Origin of the sequence: Cohnella abietis, assembly GCF_004295585.1 — a bacterium.
GTDB classification, from domain to species: domain Bacteria; phylum Bacillota; class Bacilli; order Paenibacillales; family Paenibacillaceae; genus Cohnella; species Cohnella abietis.
On sequence record NZ_AP019400.1, the window covers coordinates 4,700,929 to 4,720,769 of the forward strand.

The window sequence follows — 19,841 nt, forward strand, 5'->3', positions numbered from 1 at the left end:
CCCTGAAATCAGGGACGAATAGCTTCGCGGTACCACCCTGGTTATTGTACTCATGGTGAATACAATCTCCTCTTTACCGGGATAACGGCCCTAGCCGACGGATTTCAATCCGCACTCCGAAACCAGCTTCCCTCGCCCTTCGCAACGAAGATTTTCTCAGCCAAGCCGTTAATATTCCCCATTAGTAGGAGTTCGGCTTGAAATCTTCTCTCTGGTCATGCGGTCTACAAGGTACTATTGTCTCGTCAACGTGTTCCAATATGATGAATATATAGATTATAGTCAACGGCTTTCCGCGCTGTCAAACGGTTTTTCTGTGAATGTAGTAGGCAGACACATGCTGAACGACAACCTTCATAGCCGCATAGAAGGGAACAGCGAGTATCATCCCTGCAATTCCTGCAAGCTGCCCTCCGATAAGCAGTACCAAAATAATCGTGAGTGGATGCATTCTCATGGACTTACCGACAACCTGCGGACTTATTACATTACTCTCTAGATTTTGGCAGATCATGTTGACAATAATGACCATCAGCACCATTTTCCAAGATATCGTTGTCGCCATCAGCAATGCGGGCAGTGCTCCAAAAAATGGTCCTAAATACGGAATAATATCAAACAACGAAACAAACCCAGCCATCAGCAAAGGATAAGGCATACCGATAATAAGATAACCGATGTATGCTAGCACTCCAATGCATAAGGAAACAATAAGCTGTCCACGTATGTAGCTGCCTAAGGCTGTATCTATGTCCTTCATTAGCCTAATCGCATGCTTGCGGCTCGCTCGTGGGACATACTGCAGTGCTGCTCGTTCAAAAACGTTCAAATCCTTCATCATGTAAAAGGCTAGAAAAGGAACAATCATCAAAATAAACAGCACGTTAACGACAGCGCCTAGATTGTTTAGAAAATCCGCTATACGTTTCTCCACCTGTTTTTCCAAGCTGCTAATCGAGCTATTGATTCCATCTCGAACGCTCTCAGGTAGCACATTATTATTGTTGAAATGATCAACAATGCTTTGCGCTCTCATCGTTAGATCGGGCATATGCTCACTTAATTCCTCAACTTGATTCATAAACATCGGAATAACATTCATCAGAATGACGACTGAAACCGATATAAATACAGCGTATATAAGTAACACAGCAGCTGTCCGAGGAACCTTGCGATCATGCAGCAGGTTGACGATAGGATTGAGCAAATAAGAAATGATCATCGCCACAAGGAACGGCGCCAGGACTGCCTTCAGAAAGTCATAGACGGATAAAAGCATCGGTCGCACTAGCACCACAAGGAACAATACGAACAAGCAAAGTATGGTGTATATAAGCACAGTAAACAAGCGGCTCTCAGTAAACCTGCCCATTGTTCCACCTCCAGGTTAACCTCACCCAACTTAAAGCGTTCTTGTTCAGTATATGTACTTGTCCGAATCGGTAAACCATAGAAAAACAAAAAAGCACCCTAATTCTCCACTTGGAGTATCAGAGTGCCTCATATTAAAGCTAAAATCACATTCCGTTCGCATGAATCTGTTCCACTGGCATCGGATCTTCGAAGAACAAATCGTCAAGAGAGCTTAACGTCCCGTCTTCCTCTACTTGATATACCGACATTTTTTCGCCGTTAACCGTCAATTCAATAAAACAGCTCCAGCAATAAAATTGATGGGAACCAATCTTCCCTATGTCTTTAGAACTGCAATTCGGGCATCTCATCCGTCTTCACCTGTCACTTTCCGCGTATGGTTTCTCGAAGTATCCGCTCGCAAGAAGCAGGTACCAGAATGGCGTCCTCGCCCAAGGTCATATTCTCGGCATCTGGCAGAAACAGCTTCCGCCTTCCCTCGAACACGTCCGCGAGAAATCCGTCCGTCAACTCGTATCCTATTATTTGTGTACCCTCGAACGGTCTAATGTAAACGTCCGACACTTCACCTAAATGTTGTCCTTCAATCGTGTAGACAGGCATATCCTTCAACCGAATGACTCCGGTATGAAATGTCCGCAGCAGTTGTTTGTTATCTTTAGTCACAATGACTGAACTGTTGCGAATCAACAGGGCATCCTCACCGCAATGAAGAATATGTTCCCAATAGACGATCTTGGGAATTTTACGAATTCCGATTCTGGCATATGTGTCTAGAATAACACCTACCAGCTTCCAAAACTCATCAAACCATAAATCTTTGATTTTCCCAATGCATTTGCCGTTTTCGAGCAGCACCGGTAAACCGAGAATCCGTTGCACCTGGATCATAACCGGGCTCCTAGCAATTTCAACGCCTACTATCTATTACGTAAACGCGCCGAAATGGTTGCAGTTATTTTAGCCGTTTTATCGGCTTCTTCTCTAGTATTACCCAAACCGAAGCTAAATCGTACGGCGGATAACAATCTTTCAGAAGAAAAGTTCATTGCCGATAAAACATGCGAGGGTTTTAAGGAGCCCGAAGTACAAGCAGATCCCCCAGAAGCCGCTACGCCTTCAAGATCAAGATTCATTAGCATGCTCTCCGAGGAAAGTCCAATAAAGCTCACATTCAGAATATGCGGGAGACGATACTCCAAATGCCCGTTGAGCACGAAATGATCTGCTCCTAGTTGCTCTGCTAATCCTTCTAGCAGGGCGGTCCGCATCATCTCAGCATGCTCTCGCCTTATCTGAAGCTTCTCGCTTGCTAATTGTGCCGCTTTAGCGAAGGCAACAATTCCAGCAACATTCTCGGTTCCAGCTCTTCGATTGCGCTCCTGAGAGCCTCCGAATAGCATAGGCTGGTACGGTGAGCCTTTGCGGATATATAACAAGCCAACACCTTGAGGCCCGTTGATTTTGTGAGCGGATAAACTGAGAAAATCAATAGGGAGCTGCCCTAAATCAAAAGGAGTGTAACCAAATGCCTGTACAGCATCCACATGCATTAAAGCTTTATGCTTGCGAGCCCATTCGCCGATTTCGGCAATCGGCTGTAGTGTTCCAGTTTCATTATTGCCAGCCATAATGCTTACAACAGCTGTTGTGTCATTAATGGCAGCCTTCGCGTCCTCTAATGCAACACGACCAAACTCATCGACAGGCAATACCGTCAGAGAGAAGCCTTGTGCCTCTAACTGACGGCAAGCGTGCAATACGGCGTGATGTTCAACTGCCGTTGTTACAATACCTTTTCTTCCTCGCTTGAGCTGCGCGTGGGCTGCTCCGAACAATGCGGAATTATCGCTTTCCGTTCCACTTCCAGTGAACACAATCTCAGAAGCCTGGCAATTCAGTATTTCTGCAAAGCAATCTCTAGCTGCGGCAATCTGCTCTCTTGCTGATCGCCCTAGAGCGTGCAAGCTTGAGGGGTTTCCCGGACCATTATTTGCCGCAGCAACATATGCACTAATAACTTCTGGATCCATAGCTGTCGTTGCTGCGTGATCGAAATAAATGGATGTCATGCCTGCACCTTCTTCTAAATGTAAAACATGTAATTATCCAGCTTGTCCGCGCCTTTAAAATGAATCAAATCACTGAGAGTCGTGGAATCAAGAACCCCTGCGATGCTATCACGGATACGTAACCACAAGTCCCGTTTCGCCGGATCGTCCTCTTCTGTGAAATCGACTGGGCTGATCGGCCCTTCAAGTATCCGAATAACATCTCCCGAAGAAATCGTATCCGGCTCCTTCGACAGAATATACCCGCCGTATGCTCCTCTTACACTCTTTACGAGTCCAGCATTACGTAATGGAGCAATCAATTGCTCGAGATAGTGCTCAGATAGGTTATTCTTTTCTGCGATGCTTTTTAATGAGATCGGCCCTTCGCCGAATTTAGCCGCAAGTTCCATCATGATCGTTAAGCCATAGCGGCCTTTCGTCGAAATTTTCAAGATAACACCTGCTTTCATGCTATTTGTTATAATTTAGCTACTATTTGTGACTTACAAACATTGTTAAATAGGGGGTATCCCCATATTAAATCTATGTTATCACATCTATATCCTTTTTGGTCAAAAAAAACATGACATATTCATGAAAGGTATAACTAGAGTGAGAAATAACTTCTAATATGCTAAAATGGGAAGCGCAATGGGATCTGTAAGCAGTAAGGAGAGATGAACTATGGAAAGTCTTAATCAAGCCTTGCCCTCACAAGAAGAAAGATTTAAAGATCCATCCAAGGTCCGTGTCGTCGTTGGCATGTCAGGCGGAGTGGACTCTTCTGTTACGGCACTGCTTCTGAAGCAGCAAGGCTATGATGTAATTGGAGTATTCATGAAAAATTGGGACGATACGGATGAATTCGGCGTATGTACCGCGGAGGAAGATGCCGAGGATGTACGACGGGTTTGCAACCAAATCGGAATCCCTTATTATACAGTCAATTTCGAAGAGGAATATCGCGACAAGGTATTTGAATATTTCCTTGAGGAATATCGCCGTGGAAGAACTCCAAATCCCGATGTCATGTGCAATCGTGAAATTAAGTTCGGCGAATTTTTACAAAAAGCGTTGGATTTAGGTGCAGAGGTTATCGCAACTGGTCATTATGCCCGAGTAGATTTCCGCGATGGTAAATATTCTCTGTTACGTGGTGTTGATTCAAATAAGGATCAATCCTATTTCCTCCACGCGCTTAATCAGTCACAGCTATCGCACGCTATGTTTCCAATAGGTCACCTTAATAAGCCAGATGTCCGCAAAATTGCAGAAGCTGCAGGCTTGGCAACAGCTACCAAACGCGACAGCACAGGCGTCTGCTTCATTGGCGAGCGTAACTTCAAGGAATTCCTCAGTCAATATTTACCAGCTAAGCCCGGCAATATGGTTGATATTGCTTCTGGAGAGGTCAAAGGCCGGCATGACGGGCTTATGTACTACACCCTAGGACAAAGACAGGGTTTAGGAATTGGTGGATCTGGAAGCGGCGAGCCTTGGTTTGTGGTGAACAAGGATTTAGAAAGCAATACCCTGTATGTCGTGCAAGGAGATGCGCACGTAAGTCTATATTCCATTAGTTTAACGGCAACCGAAGTCAACTGGATTAGCCCTGAAGTGCCAACGACTCCCGTAAGGTGCACAGCTAAATTCCGTTATCGCCAGCAGGATCAAGGCGTTACTCTGACTCCTCAGGGAGATGGTGTTTACCAAGTCACCTTCGACACTCCACAGAAAGCCATTACACCCGGTCAGGCAGTCGTGTTCTACCAAGATGAAACCTGCCTCGGAGGCGGTACCATCGATAAGGTCCAGATGCTGGAGCCCGCTAAAGCTACTGCTTCAAGCTAATAATAGACATAAAGAGAGACCGCGGCGAATTAGCTGCGGTCTCTCTTTATGTGCTATAGCTAAATGTTGAGAAGAACTCAAGGCATTATCCCAATCGGCTCATCTCATCGTCACTGATCTCAAAGTTATGGTAGACGTCCTGAACATCGTCATTATCCTCGAAAGCGTCCATCATTCTAAGCAGCTTGTCCGCATTGTCTCCATCAGCAGCTACTGTATTTTGAGGCAACCAACGTACGCCCGCTGTTTCAAAGGTGTAGCCTGCCGCTTCAAGCTTGCCCTTCACAGAATCGAAGTCTTCAGGTGCAGTAATGACCTCGAAGCTCTCTTCACCGCTAACGACATCCTCCGCGCCAGCCTCCACAGCCTCCATCATGAAGCCGTCCTCGTCAATCTCATTGTCCTCGTCTCGCAAGACGACTAACAAGCCCTTCTGATCGAACATATATGCGACACAGCCGGACTCCCCTAGATTCCCACCGCGTTTGCCAAATATAGAACGAACATCCGCTGCTGTACGATTACGATTGTCGGTTAGACACTTGACCATAATCGCTACACCACCAGGACCATATCCTTCATATAGTACGTCCTCATAATCGACGCTATCGGCTCCACCAGCCGCTTTTTTAATCGCTCTTTCAATATTATCTGCCGGCATTTGGATCGCACGAGCATTAGCAATCGCTGTTTTGAGACCATAATTGGCATCAGGGTTTGTTCCGCCCCTCCTAGCCTGCACATAAATATCACGAGCCAGCTTAACAAAACGATTGTTTTTAGCTTGATCCGCTTTGCCTTTACGGCCAGCAAAAAGCTTAAATTTTGGCATAACAATTTACCCCCGTGAGACATTAGTATCAATAAATTCTAGAAATAGTGTACCATTTCGCCGCTGGCATGGTCAAAGGTATTGACGAGAAAGACCCCCAGCCTTAGCCAGAGGTCTCGTTGTTTGTTCAAGTATAACACTTACGCCAATTTCACAAGTCTTAGCAAGGAGCTTGGGACTGGAACAAAAGGCAAATCGGTTGGTAAAAATTCAGCTTCTACGAAATCACCAAGCTCTGTTAGTATTTCCGGAATAAAAGCGCATGGCTCCCATTTCAGTGTAACAAGAGGATATATTCTTAGCTCGCCGCCAGGCTTAAGCACACGAAGCATCTCCTTGATGGAGGCTGTGTGAAAAGGTACCCCGAACGAATCGGCATATAAAAATAAAAAGTGACTGCAAAAAATCCGTTCAAAGCTATTATCTTCAAAAGGCAGATGAGGTAAAGATGCGGATAAATATCTCGTCCGTGCATCCTCTCTGCGGAAATCCTCGTTAAACAAGGTTAAGGAACGCTCTCGTATATTTCGGTGCTGCTCAGGTGAACCGTAGAAGCTCCAATCGTAAGCTCCGGCATTAGCGGCAATTTTCGCAGATGAAACCGCAATTTCCTCGTATGCCTTTGTAATGACTTCCTCAGTCACTCCCTCATAAAAAGGGTCAACGGCAACCGCAGGCACTCCCCTTGCAATCAGATGTGCAGTAAAGGAAGATGCTCCTCCTGCAACATCTAACACCGGACCACCCATTAATTCCGCATCCGACAGCTTAAACATCGCACAATACTCTTCATACGAACGGCAGGTTGATGCCACCCCTGTTTGCGGGTAGCCAGCTAATCCTTCTTTTTTTCCCATCTTCTTTTCTCCTCTCAGCTCATCCTTCTCGTCTCTTCTCAGCTCGTCTTCTCTTCTTCATTCACTCTTGTGAATTCCCATTAGAATCCCATATGCACTCTTAACTGTCAACCTCTAATTTCCATCACTACGTTGATTTCTCCGGCTATCTTCTCTATGATGAGAAAAACGGCAATAACTGCCCAGATCAGGAGACTCCCATGTTCACTAAACATACTGTCTATAAGCACGACAACTTTAATATGCTAACTGTAGAGGTTCAAGGAAAAACACTTGTCGTCCGTGAAATATCAGATCAGTGGGGTGAGGTTTGTCATAAATTCCTTAGCCGCCCCCAATTGATGGATTGGGCAGAAAAAAGATTTCTACCCATTGACTTCCCAGATGGCGAAGAAGGCTTACGCCTAACAATGGAAAAGCTGAAAGAAATTTAATTCTGTTAAAAGGAAACGAGGCTCCGCTCGATGATGACCGAAACGAATATTATTTTTATCATATCTTCATTTGGTTTGGCTGTTGTACTTATTATGTCGCGTGAGCGGATTCCTCAAGCCATGCGTAGACCAATGGCTATTATATCTATTGGTCTTGTGATTTTCGCCTTTTTCCTCATTGTTTATAGCTTCTTCCGAGCGGGTGCCTAACGTTAGGAAGAACTGATAAACACGGCTGGAAAGGACATACTATTCCGGTAACTCATTCCGTTTCCGGAGGTACGTATGAAGCCGAGTATTTTACCGCTTGCCGCCTCTATGGTGGCCATTTCCTTGCTATGTACAACAACAAATACTAGCACTGTTAAGGCAACAATCAATAAAGCTAGCACTGTAGCAGATGCTACCCATGACACTTTACCCAGGAGGTTGATCTCGCCCATGAAAGAAGTAGCCAAAAGATCCGAAACCCCAAAGGAATTCCGTTGGAAGCTGGAAGACCTGTACCCTAATCAAGCCGCATGGGATGCAGAATTTAAGCGTGTAAAAGGACAAATTAGTGAAATAACTAGCTTTCAGGGCAAGCTCAAGGACGCTGAATCCATCGCTCGTTGCTTTGCCTTGGAGGATGATGTTTCCCTCTTAACGGAAAGACTTTATGTGTATGCAAACATGCGCCATCATGAGGATACTGCGGAGGCATCTTTTCAGGCATTGTCCGATAAATCAAAGAAAATCAGTGTCGAGATTGGCGAAGCCCTTTCCTTTATTACACCTGAAATTCTCAGCCTGTCCGAAGAACAGCTAACTGGACTTATTGCCGATCCTGCTCTTGCCAAATACAAGCGCACTCTGGAAGAGATGCTTCGTCAGAAGCCACATATTTTGTCCAAAAATGAAGAGTCGCTGCTTGCTCAAGCAGGCAACCTCTCTCAAGCGCCAGGTACAATTTTCGGAATGCTCAACAATGCAGACCTGAAATTTCCGAAGGTAAAAAATGAAAAAGGCGAGGAAGTTGAGCTTACACACGGCCGGTATGTTCAATTTCTGGAGAGCAAAAACCAAACTGTACGACGCGATGCATTTAAGGCGATGTACGATACCTACGGCAAATGGCGGAATACGCTAGCTTCCACATTAAACGCTAACGTAACCAAGAACCTTTTTTATGCCAAGGCACGTCATTATCCTTCCGCTCTGGAAATGTCACTGTATGGCGACAATATTTCGCAATCGGTCTATGACAATCTCATTTCCACCATTCATGAATATTTGCCGTTAATGCATAGGTATATGGATTTGCGCAAAAAGCTGCTGAAGCTGGACGAATTACATATGTATGATCTTTTTGCTCCTCTTGTCGATGAATTCGATATGGAAATTTCGTACGAGGAAGCGAAATCGAAAGTGTATGAAAGTCTTGCGCCGCTTGGTGAAGACTATCGTAAGGAGCTTCAGAAGGGCTTCGACAACGGCTGGATCGACATCTATGAAAATGAAGGCAAACGGAGCGGAGCTTATAGCTGGGGAGCTTTCGGAACCCATCCCTACGTTCTGCTCAACCATAACGATAACCTGAACAGTATGTTTACGTTGACGCATGAGATGGGGCATGCGCTGCATTCCCACTACTCGGATACCAACAACGATTATCGCGACGCACAGTACACTATTTTCCTTGCAGAAGTTGCATCGACGCTGAACGAGGCGTTGCTGATGAATAATCTGTTGGAAAATTCCACAGATGCTAAAGAAAAAATGTACCTGCTCACCTACTATGCGGATCAATTCCGGACGACGGTATTCCGTCAAACAATGTTCGCAGAGTTCGAGAAAATCATCCACGAAAAAGCGGAAAACGGAGAAGCACTGACACCTCAGGAGCTGAGCTCCATCTACTATGATCTGAATGTCAGCTATTACGGTAAAGGCATGGTTGTAGATAAGGACATTGAAATGGAATGGGCGCGTATACCTCATTTCTACAACAGCTTCTATGTTTACAAATATGCAACTGGTTTCTCCGCAGCAACGAGCTTCGCCAAGCAAATTCTTGATGAAGGAAAGCCAGCTGTCGATCGCTATCTTGGTTTCCTTAAGAGCGGTGGCAAAGACTACTCCATTAATATCTTGAAAAAGGCTGGAGTAGACATGTCAACGCCTGAGCCAATTCGCCAAGCGATGAGTGTATTCGAAGGGTTAATTAAAGAGATGGAAGAGCTGACAAGCAAATAAGAGTCGGATTTACCTGGGCAATAATGGTTTGGAGCCCTCTCTGGGCTTCTAGCGTCTCGTTAGCGGGGTTTGAGGTATAGTTAGCCTCTTGATGGTTGAGTTGGCTAACTGCCGCTAATTTAGGCGCTGTCGGGCTCACGAGGCGGCACACCAATATTCAAATCTACGAAAAAAAACTGAGGCGCTTATATGCGACCTCAGTTTTTTTCGTTGATGCCGGAGTTGTGCGGCGGGGCCGACTAATTGCTGCTTTCGAGGCACGCTTGATGCGGAGTTGCGCGGTGAGACCGACTTATTGCTGCCACCTTGGCACGCATGGTGCAGAGTTGCGCGGCGTCGACGACTAATTACCGCTACTGTGGCACGTTTGATGCCGAGTTACGCGGCGACTCCGACTAATTACTACTACCGAGGCACGCTTGATGCGGAGTTGCGCGGTGACGACGACTAATTGTTACTACTGTGGCACGTTTGATGCCGAGTTACGCGGCGTCGACCATTAGCATTGCATGAAATGAAAAACCACTTGTCACTCCTCGCAAACGGCCGGTAATGGTTTACTGAATTTTCTGAAATTTAATTTGTCGCTCAAAACGAAAAAACGGCAGGGACTCTAACAGAAGAGAGTGATGTCCACAAATTTACACTATTGTACTTTTCAGGAGATTGGGTCGTACGTCAAGTCGTCCAGGTGGTCGCATTCGCCACTTTCGTATTGTAATTGAGTTTCTTTAAACAGTCGTTCTGCTTTTGACTTTTGCCTGCCTCCAGACTTTTGCTTTGGTGGTCGAAACAGCAACTTTACGAAGTGTGTGAGGTTTTCGTGCCAACACATTCGAATACTTTTCGTTAATTCCCAAAGCGTACCTCCGTAGTGAAGCTCATCTCGTGTAAGCAGGACCAAGCAATAAGCGATTAGCGCTGCATAGATCTGATTGTACACCGCATTTCTGCTCGTTCCGTAGAAGCGCTTCACATGCAAGTGTTGTTTAATCCACTTGAAAAAGATCTCGATCTGCCACCGATTACGATAAATATCGGCGATCTCTTCCACACTCAGTTCAAAATCATTGGTGCAAATGAGCACTTGTTCGCCCTTTTCGTCGAAGCATGTGATCAATCTGAGCGGATTTTTCATTTTGTATGCCGAAACGTCGCTACCGAGCAGAACCGTTGCATCACCTACATTGGCGTCAGATGCCACAGCGCGTTCTTCCAACACTTTCATGCATGCGCTTTGTCTCAGTCGGGTGACGAACCGAATGCCGTTGTTGCAGTAGGCATCAAACTTTTTATAGTCGACGTAACCGCGATCGAAGATATTCAGTACCTCTTTATCCGCAGAGACTAACTCACCCATGTATTTTCGCTCATGCACGTTTCCGCTGGTTAAAACGACCTTTTCAGGAAAGGAAGCGGCGTCCGAATGAATGAATCTAAGGTGCAGTCTGACCCCAGCTTTTTTCTTCGAGTACGTCGCCCATCGATACTTCGACAAGCACATCGTAATGGTAGATGCGTCTACGAGATTAAGCGCACGGAGCTTCTGGGTCGTTTTCGCCGAACCGAATTTTTGGGTCGCTTGCCCTGCGATGTGGCCAAACACATAAGCGAGAAACGAGTGATCTAAGTCGCGCCATTTGCGAGAGAGCTGCGCCGTACTAATGGAGGAGAGACCAACTGTCTTTTGAAGCTTCCTGTTTGTATTCAAAAACAAACTAAGACTGGCGTAAGATGGGGTTTGCATCAATTGAGCAAACACGAACAATTGTAAGGCAAAAAACGTATGAAACTTTTTGACGTAACGATCTAACTCGCGACTCTGAATGGAAGCCAATAAAAAATTGTGGTTTAACGGGGAAAGGTATTCCATTATGACCGATTTTGTAGTATTCTTGTCCATGCGGAAGTTCCTTTAATTAGGATTTGGACAGGACACCCTCTCCCCTAATTATAGGAGCTTTTTTATTGTCTGATTAAATAAAATCATACAAATTTAGCACATTTTACTTCGTGGAAGTAACCTTGACAACCTGCTGAAAATTTAATGCAATGCTACTGGGCGTCGACGACTAATTTCTGCTACTGTGGCACGCTTGATGCCAAGTTGCGCGGCGTCGACGACTAATTACTACTACTGTGGCCTGCTTGATACCGAGTTAAGCGGCGACTCCGACTAATTTCTGCTACTGTGGCACGCTTGATGCCGAGTTAAGCGGCGACTCCGACTAATTACCGCTACCAAGGCACGCTTGATGCGGAGTTGCGCGGTGACGACGACTAATTACCGCCACCGAGGCACGCTTGATGCAGAGTTGCGCGGCGACTCCTTCTAATTACTACTACCGTGGCACGCTTGGTGCGGAGTTACGCGGGGACGACGACTAATTACTACTACTGTGGCACGTTTGATGCTGAGTTAAGCGGCGACTCCGACTAATTGCTGCTATCGAGGCACGATTGACACGGAGTTATGCGGAGATGCCGACTAATTACCGCTAACGAGGCACGATTGACACGGAGTTATGCGGAGATGCCGACTAATTACTGCTACCGAGGCACGTTTGGTACCGAGTTAAGCGGCGACTCCGGCTAATTGCTGCTACCGTGGTACGCTTGATGCAGAGTTGCGCGGCGACTCCGACTAATTACTACTACCGTGGCACGCTTGATGCCGAGTTACGCGGCGACTCCGACTAATTTCTGCTACTGTGGCACGCTTGATGCGGAGTTGCGCGGTGACGACGACTAATTACCGCCACCTTGGCACGCTTGATGCAGAGTTACGCGGCGGCTCCGACTAAGCTACATCTCCAACAGCGTCCGCCAAGCTTGCAAACGATCCTCGAGTCCTCGGTAATCCCTCGTAGGTATTGGACTCGTGGAAGGCATACGCAGCACCTTGCGCCTGATTACCTCTGGATGCGTGCCATAATGCTTTTGCAGCTCTGTATATGACTTCGCCCCATTACAAGCTAGAACCGAAATGCCAGGATATTGAACTAGCAGCCCAGGGATATCGTTAGGAATCGCCAGCTTTATATCGCTGTCCAAGCTCCCCTGTCTCTCGCAGCTCGCAATGACATCCCATAAGGCAACACCATGATGCAAGGCAAACGAGATCCTGCTCTCGTAATCAGGATTGGGCTCACTTCCCTCGCCAAACAAACCGTATACAATCGGCCATAGATAGTTACGAGCATTCCCATAATATTGATAAGCTTTTAACGATGCCACGCCCGGCATACTCCCCATAATCAGTATTCGGGAGCTCGAGTTGATGACGGGCGGAAAAGAATATACGTTCAATTGGACCTATTCCTCCTAAGCAAAACTTCCTCACAGCTCACAGTTCACGGTTCACATTTACAGTTCCTCCTCCCCTTTATAACACAAAAAGAACGTTATCCCCAAGCTGAAGGATAACGCCCTATGCTTCCTTTATAACCGCATCAACCTTTAACACTACCAGCCATAATGCCTTCAATAATTTGCTTCTGTAGGAAAGCATATAGGATTAAAACCGGTGTTACGCTGAAAATAATCCCCGTACAGATCAAGGCATAATTCGTTTGATAAGCATCCTTAAAGCCGACCATGCCGGTAGGTAATGTCCGAAGCGCATCCTTGCTTATAAAGAAGCTCGCCAACAAATATTCATTCCAGTTTCCAAGAAAATTAATAATGAAAACTGTTACGAGAGCAGGCAGCGTCAGCGGAAGAACGATTCTCACGAACAGCCCCGGAGCGCTAATACCATCTATGATCGCTGCCTCCTCCATCTCTCCAGGCATGGACTTCATGAATGCCGATATTAGCAGCACACTAAACGGCAGCGCCCCTGCGGTGTAGGGCCAGAATAATGCCCAATGCTTGCCAAGAATGTGCAAGTCCATCATAAGAATATACTGAGCAATGAACAGAACATTACCAGGGATAAGCATCCCCAACAAAACGACTTGGGTTACCAATAGGCTAGTGAGTTTAAATTTCATCCGAGTAAGGGCGAAAGAAGCTCCCGCTGCGATCAGCACGCCAATTACGGCTGAGGATATTCCAATGTACGCGCTGTTCCAGAAGTAAACGTCAATTTTAGCTTGAACCCAAGCTTTGACATAGTTATCTAAGTACAAAGATTTAGGCAATGCAAACGGCGCTTGCGAAATTTCGACGTTATTTTCCTTCAGAGAAGAAAAGAGAACAAATACGAAAGGGAACAAAATAATAATCACATACGCTATTAAAACGATATGAGGGACTGTTTTTTTGAGCGAAGCTGGCATCAATATTCAGTCCTTTCCGTCTTACCCAACGTTATCTGATAAATGGCAGTAAACACGAGTGCGAGAGCAAAGATAATGATGGACAGCGCCATCCCATATCCATAATCACCGTATTTGATCGCTTTATTAACCATGTATGACGCCATAACCTCCGTTGCTCCCGCAGGTCCTCCGTTCGTCATAACGAGTACGATGTCTACTACCCTCATCGCTCCAGCAATCGAGAGCATCACCACTACCGAAATAATCGGCTTGATCAGAGGAACCGTTAAGTACCATGCACGCTGGGGAGCCGTTGCGCCATCCACACATGCAGCCTCTTCTATGTCCCTTGGAATGGCCAAAATCGCCGCCAAAATCAATACAATATAAAAGCCGACCCACTGCCATGCATTCGTGATCAGAATAGCGATCATTGCCCATTTCGACTCAGCTAACCAATAAATCGGGTCGATGCCGAAGAAGCCTAGGAATGCTGCGATCGGTCCAATGTCCGGATCATAGATGAAGCCCCACAGAATACCAATTACAGATGTGGAAAGGATAGACGGAATGAACACCGTCGTTTTGTAGAAGCCTTGCAGCTTTTTTACGTTGCTTATCAATAGTGCAAAAACGACAATAACCGGAATCTGAATGCCAACCGAGAAAAAGATAAAATACATGTTGTTTCCGATTGCGCTGAGGAAGCTTTTATCACCAAATGCCGTTTTGAAATTATCTATGCCAATGAACTGAGTTTCTTCTAAGCCGTTCCAATTTGTAAATGCATAGAAAACGGAAGAGAACATGGGGTACAAGAAAAATAGCCCATATAGTACGATCATTGGAATAATAAACATGAGGTATACAGCGGGATTTTTTAGTGTACTCTTCATAGTTCCTCCCGACTAATGGATAAGGAGGCCACCCACCTAAAGACTGGTAGTGCCTCCTCACCCATTTTCCTTACGGAATATGATTTACGGAAACTTCTTTATTTTTTGGTGTTTTCCGTATTTTGAACCTTTTGAAGCGCGTCTCCTACTTGTTGTGCAGTTGCTTTTCCAGCAATCAGCTTTTGAAGCTGAACTTCTGATTCGGAGTTAACCGCTTTTTGTACTACTGAATCATAGTGAACGAAGGAAGAGCTAGCTTTGCTCATTGTTTCCATAACTTGCTTAACTAGAGGATCCGTTACTTTAGCCAATGCCTCTTCAGACAGCTTCATAGAAGGAAGAACTCCATCTTCGATTAGACCGCGCAGTTGCATTTCGTCGTTGTACAGGTTTTTGATAAAAGCTGTGACAGCCTTCTTCTCATTGTCGTTCAGGTCGGAAGAGAAGCCATATCCGTTGCCGTAGTTAGCGTTGATCGAGCTTTGGTCGCCTTGAGCACCATTGATGGCAGGCAATGCTATAAATCCTACTTTACCTTCAAGGCTTGCAGCTACAGCAGCCGCTTTGAAAGCGGAAGAACGCCAGCTACCATCGAACATCATGCCTGCTTTACCAGCAGCGAACTCGTTCAACATGTCATCGTAAGTTTTACCAAGCTCACCTTTGGTAAAGTAGTCTTTTTTCACCCAATCTTGGTAGATAGCATATCCAGCAACAATTTCTGGCTGGTTCCATTTAAGCGTTCCGTCAGTTAGTCCATTAGGAAAACCGGAAGTGATGTGACGACCGATTACAGTGTTAACCAGCATGTTAGGTACCCAGCCCGCTTGTGAACCCATAGCGAATGGAGTGATTCCTTTAGATTTAAGTGTATCAGCAGCTTTGATAAGATCGTCCCATTTTGTAGGAGCATTCAGACCGTTAGTTTTGAAAATTTCAGTGTTGTAGAAAACGCCTTCCATGTTACCGCCGATTGGCAGACCATAGATTTTACCGTCTAATGTAAATTGAGCGAAGACGTTAAGGAATTTATCTTTCAAGCCCAGCTCTTCAAGAATCGGAGTCAGATCGAGCAGACGTCCGGCTTTGGCATATTTCAACGCATCCGCGTTTCCGCCGAATAGATCGAATATTTTCGGAGCATTACCTGTTGCCATTTCAGCTGGCAGCTTCGTGAAACGATTCACCGCATCCTCAATACCATCTAGCTCGAATTTCAATCCCGGCACTTCAGATTCCGTCTTTTTTACAACATCGTCTAGAATTGCTTTACGGAATTTTTGTGGTTCACCGATTTGAATGTGACGAAGCGACACAGTGAAAGGCTCTACTGCTGCCGGATCACTAGGTGATGCAGAAGGCGAAGCATTGTTGTTTTTGTCTCCGCATGCTGCTGAAAATGTCGACATTACGAGAATGAGTGTAAGAATGACCATTGCATTTCTTTTCATACGGTAGACCCCCAAAAGGTATTTGTTTGTTGTTGTTTCTTTATTGTATTAGGTAATTCATTCAAAGTAAGGGAGTCAAACACCTAACGGAGGTATAAGATCATCTTGCGGTTTATTCATGTCATTTCCCCCTATAACCTAATAATCATCCGTTTTAACAGATAACGCAATAATAATTCCTTGCATTAACTAATGACATTAGTTATTATAATAATATGATTAGTTAAACCGAGGAGGAGTTTCATATGAATAAAACAACTTTGGGCCCACTCACTCAGCTTATTTTTATGCCGAGACTTTTTCCATTAAACTGCTACCTTATAGAAGATGAACAAGGAATAACTCTTATAGATGCGTGTATGCCGTTCTTGGCGAAGGGTATTCATGAAGCTATTAAAGCAACAGGCAAACCGCTTACTCGCATCTTGCTCACGCACGTTCACGGGGATCATATCGGTGCGGTTCCTTACCTTAAAGAAAAGTACCCTTCTGCCCAGATAGGTATTTCAAGTAGAGATGCAGCTATTCTTAACGGGGATCACTCCCTATTGCCACACGAAGCCCAAACACCTATTAAAGGTGATTTACCGAAAAAAGCACCTTTCGCACCCGACTTCCTTATAGAAGACAATGACCAGATTGGTTCAATAATTGCCGTTGCATCCCCTGGTCATACTCCAGGTCACTTTGCTTACCTAGAGCAAATAAGCAACACCTTGATCGCTGGAGATGCCTTTCAGTCAAAGGGCGGATTTGCCGTATCAGGTACACTGAAATGGGCATTCCCCTTCCCTGCAATGGCGACCTGGCACGCCCCAACTGCAATAGCAAGCGCCAAAAAATTAATGAGCCTAAAACCTTCAGCGCTTGTTGTCGGGCATGGTCCTGCTTTGCTACAGCCGGTCAATATGATGAAGCATGCCATTGATGAGGCAGAACAGCGCATAATTAGAAGGAGCAACCGATGAGAGCAGGAATTAAACCAGAAGTGGTAATCGTAGCCGCAGCCGCTATCGCCGATCGTAATGGGTGGGACCAAATTACTCTTGCGAGTGTTGCAGCTCAATTAGGAATTAGAACCCCCTCCCTCTACAATCATGTTGATGGGTTGCCTGATCTACGCCAGAAGCTCGGGCTATATGCTCTACAACTGCTCACAAGCTCCCTACATGATGCAGCTATAGGTCATTCAGGCAAACAGGCTCTTATCGAGGTTGCCAAAGCCTATCTTGAATTTGTGCGTCTTCATCCTGGACTTTATGAAGCCATTAACCGGGTAACTAGTCCAAAGCCACCCGAATTCGAGGTTGCTACCGAACAGCTTTTATCTTTGTTCATACGTTTAATGCAGCCGCTTGGGCTCCCTCAGGAGGAAGCGATTCATGCCATTCGAGGTATACGCAGTATGATTCATGGTTTCGCAGCATTGGAAGCAATGGGAGGTTTTCAAATTCCCCAAGATTTGCTTGAGAGTATAACTAAATCAATCACTTATTATTTGAATGGATTACTCGATAGCTTCAATATGGATAACTGAAATAGGTAGTCAGTTTGGCCCCACAAACGGCATTTTTCTCATTCGATTGAGAAAGATGCTTTTTTTTATAATCCTAAGCAGGATTCGACATTTTTCTCGCGAATAGGGGTAAGGGATATGCTAAGGAGTGAGCAGGCTTGTATAAAAAAGAACTAGCCCCTGAAGAGCTGTTGAGAGTTATTTTTGGCTATACTGCGAAGATTGCGAGTGAGAGGCAGCTAAATGCCGTCCTTGTCCATATGGCTGATATGGGAAGAGAAATGATACTATGCGATAGATGCACGGTATGGCTAATAGATGAATTGAACAGTCAGCTTTACACGACTGTTGCTCATGGGGTAGACGAAATACGCATTCCTTACGGAACAGGCTTAGTCGGAAGCGCAATTCAAGCCGGAGAACCGATCATCATCGAAGATGCTTATAACGATCCCAGGCACAACGCGGATAACGACCTCAGAACAGGCTATCATACGAAATCAATCATTACTGTGCCCTTCGGCAACAATGATGGGGAAATTATCGGAGCCTATCAAGCCGTTAATAAATTAACTGAAATCGGTTATTTTACTGCACGAGACTTGGAGCTGTTATCCTTGGCTGCCTCTTATGCCGGAAAATCACTGGAATCGGTTATGCTGCATCAGGAGATTATTGATACACAGCGAGAGATCATCTCCACGATGGGTGAAATGGGGGAAATTCGTTCTAAGGAAACCGGCAATCACGTTAAAAGAGTTGCTGAGTATTCATACGTGCTCGCGCTCGGTCTCGGTCTAAGTGAAAACATGGCTGATCTACTTCGAACGGTCTCACCGATGCACGATATTGGAAAGGTAGCTATTCCGGATTCGATCTTAAACAAGCCTGGAAAATTAACCAAGGAAGAGTTCGATGTTATTAAAACGCATACGAATATTGGTCATCAATTGCTGCGTGGATCCAAGCGTGAGTTACTCCGAACGGCATCCATTGTAGCTGAGCAGCATCACGAGAAATGGAACGGCAGCGGCTATCCAGCTGGTAGAAAAGGCGAGGAAATCCACATATTAGCTCGGATAACGGCAGTTGCAGATGTCTTCGATGCCTTAAGCATGGAACGGATATATAAAGCTGCGTGGCCGCTGGAGAGGATCGAACAACTGTTTCACGAGGAGCGAGGACTTCACTTCGATCCAGCTATTGTCGATGTTTTTTTCGCACAATTGCCTAAGCTGCTCGAAATACGCCAGAGACTAACTGATATTGAAGAGCATACATAAAATCTATCGCTATTGCCCCATCCAACGCCACCTAGCTACATCAAGGCTTTGTAACTAATAAAGGAGCCGCCAAGCTTCACGCTTGACTAGCTCCTTTATTAGTCCGTCCCATCGTAGCCGACAAGACACCTCTAGATTCTAGCCCTCTAGCTGCACCTTCGAATGGCCTAAGCTTAGCTCATTCCACCAGACGTCGAGCTTATCGCCGGAATTTAATGCTCCTACCCCTGCCGGAGTACCTGTGAATAACAAATCCCCCGCTCCAAGACCATAATTGTGCCCCACGAAGTCTACGATTTGCTGCAAATCAAAAACCATATCACTAGCGTTTCCGCGCTGAACTTCATTTTCATTAATACGCAATCCGAAATCATGCTCCGTTATCGCCGCAGCGCCGGGGAATGCCTTCCAGCTTCCAAGAACAGCAGAATTCCTAAAGCCTTTAGCTGGAAGCCAGGGGTGTCCCTTCGCTTTTAACCCGTCCTGAACGTCCCGCAGAGTAAGGTCTAATCCTACGGTAAACATTGAGAAAAGCTCATCAAGATGAATGCCTGGCTCGTAAGCTGTTCCAACAGCGAAAACAAGCTCAGCTTCATAATGAATGCTTCCTCGAGAACCAGGTAAAATAAGATCTCCATCTGACATCTGCATAGCTGCATGAGACGGCTTAGTGAAAATCATGGGAGATGTGGGCACTTCATTACCCAGCTCTGCAGCATGAAGTCTATAGTTCCGACCAACGCAATAAATGTTACGTATATCTAACTGGGCCAGCTCTTCATTACCATTCATC

Annotated in this window: 21 protein-coding genes; 7 read left to right on the forward strand and 14 right to left on the reverse strand. The window is 45.5% G+C overall.

Annotation, left to right across the window (positions count from 1 at the left end; all coding sequences use genetic code 11):
- Window positions 1-301: 301 nt before the first annotated feature.
- From KCTCHS21_RS20735 to cymR, 5 genes are all read right to left on the reverse strand, one after another.
- On the reverse strand, window positions 302-1,372 hold the full coding sequence (locus KCTCHS21_RS20735; RefSeq protein ID WP_130612787.1) for an AI-2E family transporter: 1,071 nt from the start codon (window positions 1,370-1,372) through the stop codon (window positions 302-304).
- Between the two features lie 145 nt (window positions 1,373-1,517).
- Window positions 1,518-1,724 (reverse strand): hypothetical protein, encoded by a 207-nt coding sequence (locus KCTCHS21_RS20740; protein ID WP_130612790.1) that lies wholly within the window; start codon window positions 1,722-1,724, stop codon window positions 1,518-1,520.
- A 13-nt stretch (window positions 1,725-1,737) separates the two neighbouring features.
- The gene (locus KCTCHS21_RS20745; RefSeq protein WP_130612794.1) at window positions 1,738-2,265 is read right to left on the reverse strand and encodes a PRC-barrel domain-containing protein; all 528 of its coding nucleotides are present in this window, start codon (window positions 2,263-2,265) and stop codon (window positions 1,738-1,740) included.
- A gap of 29 nt (window positions 2,266-2,294) precedes the next feature.
- On the reverse strand, window positions 2,295-3,446 hold the full coding sequence (locus KCTCHS21_RS20750) for a cysteine desulfurase family protein (protein ID WP_130612797.1): 1,152 nt from the start codon (window positions 3,444-3,446) through the stop codon (window positions 2,295-2,297).
- Between the two features lie 14 nt (window positions 3,447-3,460).
- The gene (cymR, locus tag KCTCHS21_RS20755; RefSeq protein WP_130612800.1) at window positions 3,461-3,880 is read right to left on the reverse strand and encodes a cysteine metabolism transcriptional regulator CymR; all 420 of its coding nucleotides are present in this window, start codon (window positions 3,878-3,880) and stop codon (window positions 3,461-3,463) included.
- A gap of 232 nt (window positions 3,881-4,112) precedes the next feature.
- Between cymR and mnmA the strand changes: the two genes are divergently transcribed.
- Window positions 4,113-5,279 (forward strand): tRNA 2-thiouridine(34) synthase MnmA, encoded by a 1,167-nt coding sequence (mnmA, locus tag KCTCHS21_RS20760; RefSeq protein ID WP_130612804.1) that lies wholly within the window; start codon window positions 4,113-4,115, stop codon window positions 5,277-5,279.
- 85 nt (window positions 5,280-5,364) lie between these two features.
- Here the strand turns inward: mnmA and KCTCHS21_RS20765 are convergent, their stop codons facing one another.
- Together KCTCHS21_RS20765 and KCTCHS21_RS20770 are read right to left on the reverse strand one after the other, a co-directional pair.
- A complete protein-coding gene (locus KCTCHS21_RS20765) occupies window positions 5,365-6,111 on the reverse strand; it encodes a YebC/PmpR family DNA-binding transcriptional regulator (protein WP_130612808.1) in 747 nt (248 codons plus the stop codon).
- A gap of 140 nt (window positions 6,112-6,251) precedes the next feature.
- The gene (locus tag KCTCHS21_RS20770; protein ID WP_130612811.1) at window positions 6,252-6,968 is read right to left on the reverse strand and encodes a class I SAM-dependent methyltransferase; all 717 of its coding nucleotides are present in this window, start codon (window positions 6,966-6,968) and stop codon (window positions 6,252-6,254) included.
- A gap of 200 nt (window positions 6,969-7,168) precedes the next feature.
- On the opposite strand from KCTCHS21_RS20770, the gene KCTCHS21_RS20775 reads away from it, so the two are divergent.
- Both KCTCHS21_RS20775 and KCTCHS21_RS20780 read left to right on the forward strand, forming a co-directional pair.
- On the forward strand, window positions 7,169-7,402 hold the full coding sequence (locus KCTCHS21_RS20775; protein WP_130612814.1) for a hypothetical protein: 234 nt from the start codon (window positions 7,169-7,171) through the stop codon (window positions 7,400-7,402).
- Window positions 7,403-7,432: 30 nt separating this feature from the next.
- Window positions 7,433-7,612 carry a hypothetical protein gene (locus KCTCHS21_RS20780; protein WP_130612817.1) on the forward strand — a complete coding sequence of 60 codons (180 nt, stop codon included), beginning with the start codon at window positions 7,433-7,435 and terminating at the stop codon, window positions 7,610-7,612.
- 2 nt (window positions 7,613-7,614) lie between these two features.
- Here KCTCHS21_RS20780 and KCTCHS21_RS20785 read toward each other — a convergent pair whose 3' ends face one another.
- Complete coding sequence (locus KCTCHS21_RS20785) at window positions 7,615-7,845, reverse strand: hypothetical protein (RefSeq protein WP_130612820.1); 231 nt, start codon at window positions 7,843-7,845, stop codon at window positions 7,615-7,617.
- On the opposite strand from KCTCHS21_RS20785, the gene pepF reads away from it, so the two are divergent.
- On the forward strand, window positions 7,844-9,637 hold the full coding sequence (gene pepF / locus KCTCHS21_RS20790) for an oligoendopeptidase F (RefSeq protein WP_130612823.1): 1,794 nt from the start codon (window positions 7,844-7,846) through the stop codon (window positions 9,635-9,637). The genes KCTCHS21_RS20785 and pepF overlap by 2 nt on opposite strands.
- 658 nt (window positions 9,638-10,295) lie before the next feature.
- On the opposite strand, the gene KCTCHS21_RS20795 is transcribed toward pepF, so the two are convergent.
- From KCTCHS21_RS20795 to KCTCHS21_RS20815, 5 genes are all read right to left on the reverse strand, one after another.
- Window positions 10,296-11,540 (reverse strand): IS4 family transposase, encoded by a 1,245-nt coding sequence (locus KCTCHS21_RS20795; protein ID WP_130612826.1) that lies wholly within the window; start codon window positions 11,538-11,540, stop codon window positions 10,296-10,298.
- 902 nt (window positions 11,541-12,442) lie between these two features.
- On the reverse strand, window positions 12,443-12,946 hold the full coding sequence (locus KCTCHS21_RS20800; RefSeq protein WP_232057908.1) for a DNA-deoxyinosine glycosylase: 504 nt from the start codon (window positions 12,944-12,946) through the stop codon (window positions 12,443-12,445).
- Between the two features lie 143 nt (window positions 12,947-13,089).
- The gene (locus tag KCTCHS21_RS20805; RefSeq protein ID WP_130612829.1) at window positions 13,090-13,920 is read right to left on the reverse strand and encodes a carbohydrate ABC transporter permease; all 831 of its coding nucleotides are present in this window, start codon (window positions 13,918-13,920) and stop codon (window positions 13,090-13,092) included.
- Window positions 13,920-14,798 (reverse strand): carbohydrate ABC transporter permease, encoded by an 879-nt coding sequence (locus tag KCTCHS21_RS20810; RefSeq protein WP_130612832.1) that lies wholly within the window; start codon window positions 14,796-14,798, stop codon window positions 13,920-13,922. The genes KCTCHS21_RS20805 and KCTCHS21_RS20810 overlap by 1 nt, the downstream gene beginning before the upstream one ends.
- 98 nt (window positions 14,799-14,896) lie before the next feature.
- Window positions 14,897-16,249, reverse strand: coding sequence for an extracellular solute-binding protein (locus KCTCHS21_RS20815; RefSeq protein ID WP_130612835.1), 1,353 nt, complete (start codon window positions 16,247-16,249; stop codon window positions 14,897-14,899).
- 245 nt (window positions 16,250-16,494) lie between these two features.
- Here KCTCHS21_RS20815 and KCTCHS21_RS20820 point away from each other — a divergent pair, with 245 nt between their 5' ends.
- The 3 genes from KCTCHS21_RS20820 to KCTCHS21_RS20830 all read left to right on the forward strand — a co-directional run bounded on the left by KCTCHS21_RS20820 (window position 16,495) and on the right by KCTCHS21_RS20830 (window position 19,048).
- On the forward strand, window positions 16,495-17,217 hold the full coding sequence (locus KCTCHS21_RS20820) for an MBL fold metallo-hydrolase (protein ID WP_130612838.1): 723 nt from the start codon (window positions 16,495-16,497) through the stop codon (window positions 17,215-17,217).
- A complete protein-coding gene (locus KCTCHS21_RS20825) occupies window positions 17,214-17,786 on the forward strand; it encodes a TetR-like C-terminal domain-containing protein (RefSeq protein ID WP_130612841.1) in 573 nt (190 codons plus the stop codon). Before KCTCHS21_RS20820 ends, KCTCHS21_RS20825 begins: the two co-directional genes overlap by 4 nt.
- 137 nt (window positions 17,787-17,923) lie before the next feature.
- The gene (locus KCTCHS21_RS20830) at window positions 17,924-19,048 is read left to right on the forward strand and encodes an HD domain-containing phosphohydrolase (protein ID WP_197726477.1); all 1,125 of its coding nucleotides are present in this window, start codon (window positions 17,924-17,926) and stop codon (window positions 19,046-19,048) included.
- Window positions 19,049-19,186: 138 nt separating this feature from the next.
- Here KCTCHS21_RS20830 and KCTCHS21_RS20835 read toward each other — a convergent pair whose 3' ends face one another.
- On the reverse strand, window positions 19,187-19,840 hold the full coding sequence (locus KCTCHS21_RS20835; RefSeq protein WP_130612844.1) for a fumarylacetoacetate hydrolase family protein: 654 nt from the start codon (window positions 19,838-19,840) through the stop codon (window positions 19,187-19,189).
- Window position 19,841 lies beyond the last annotated feature (1 nt).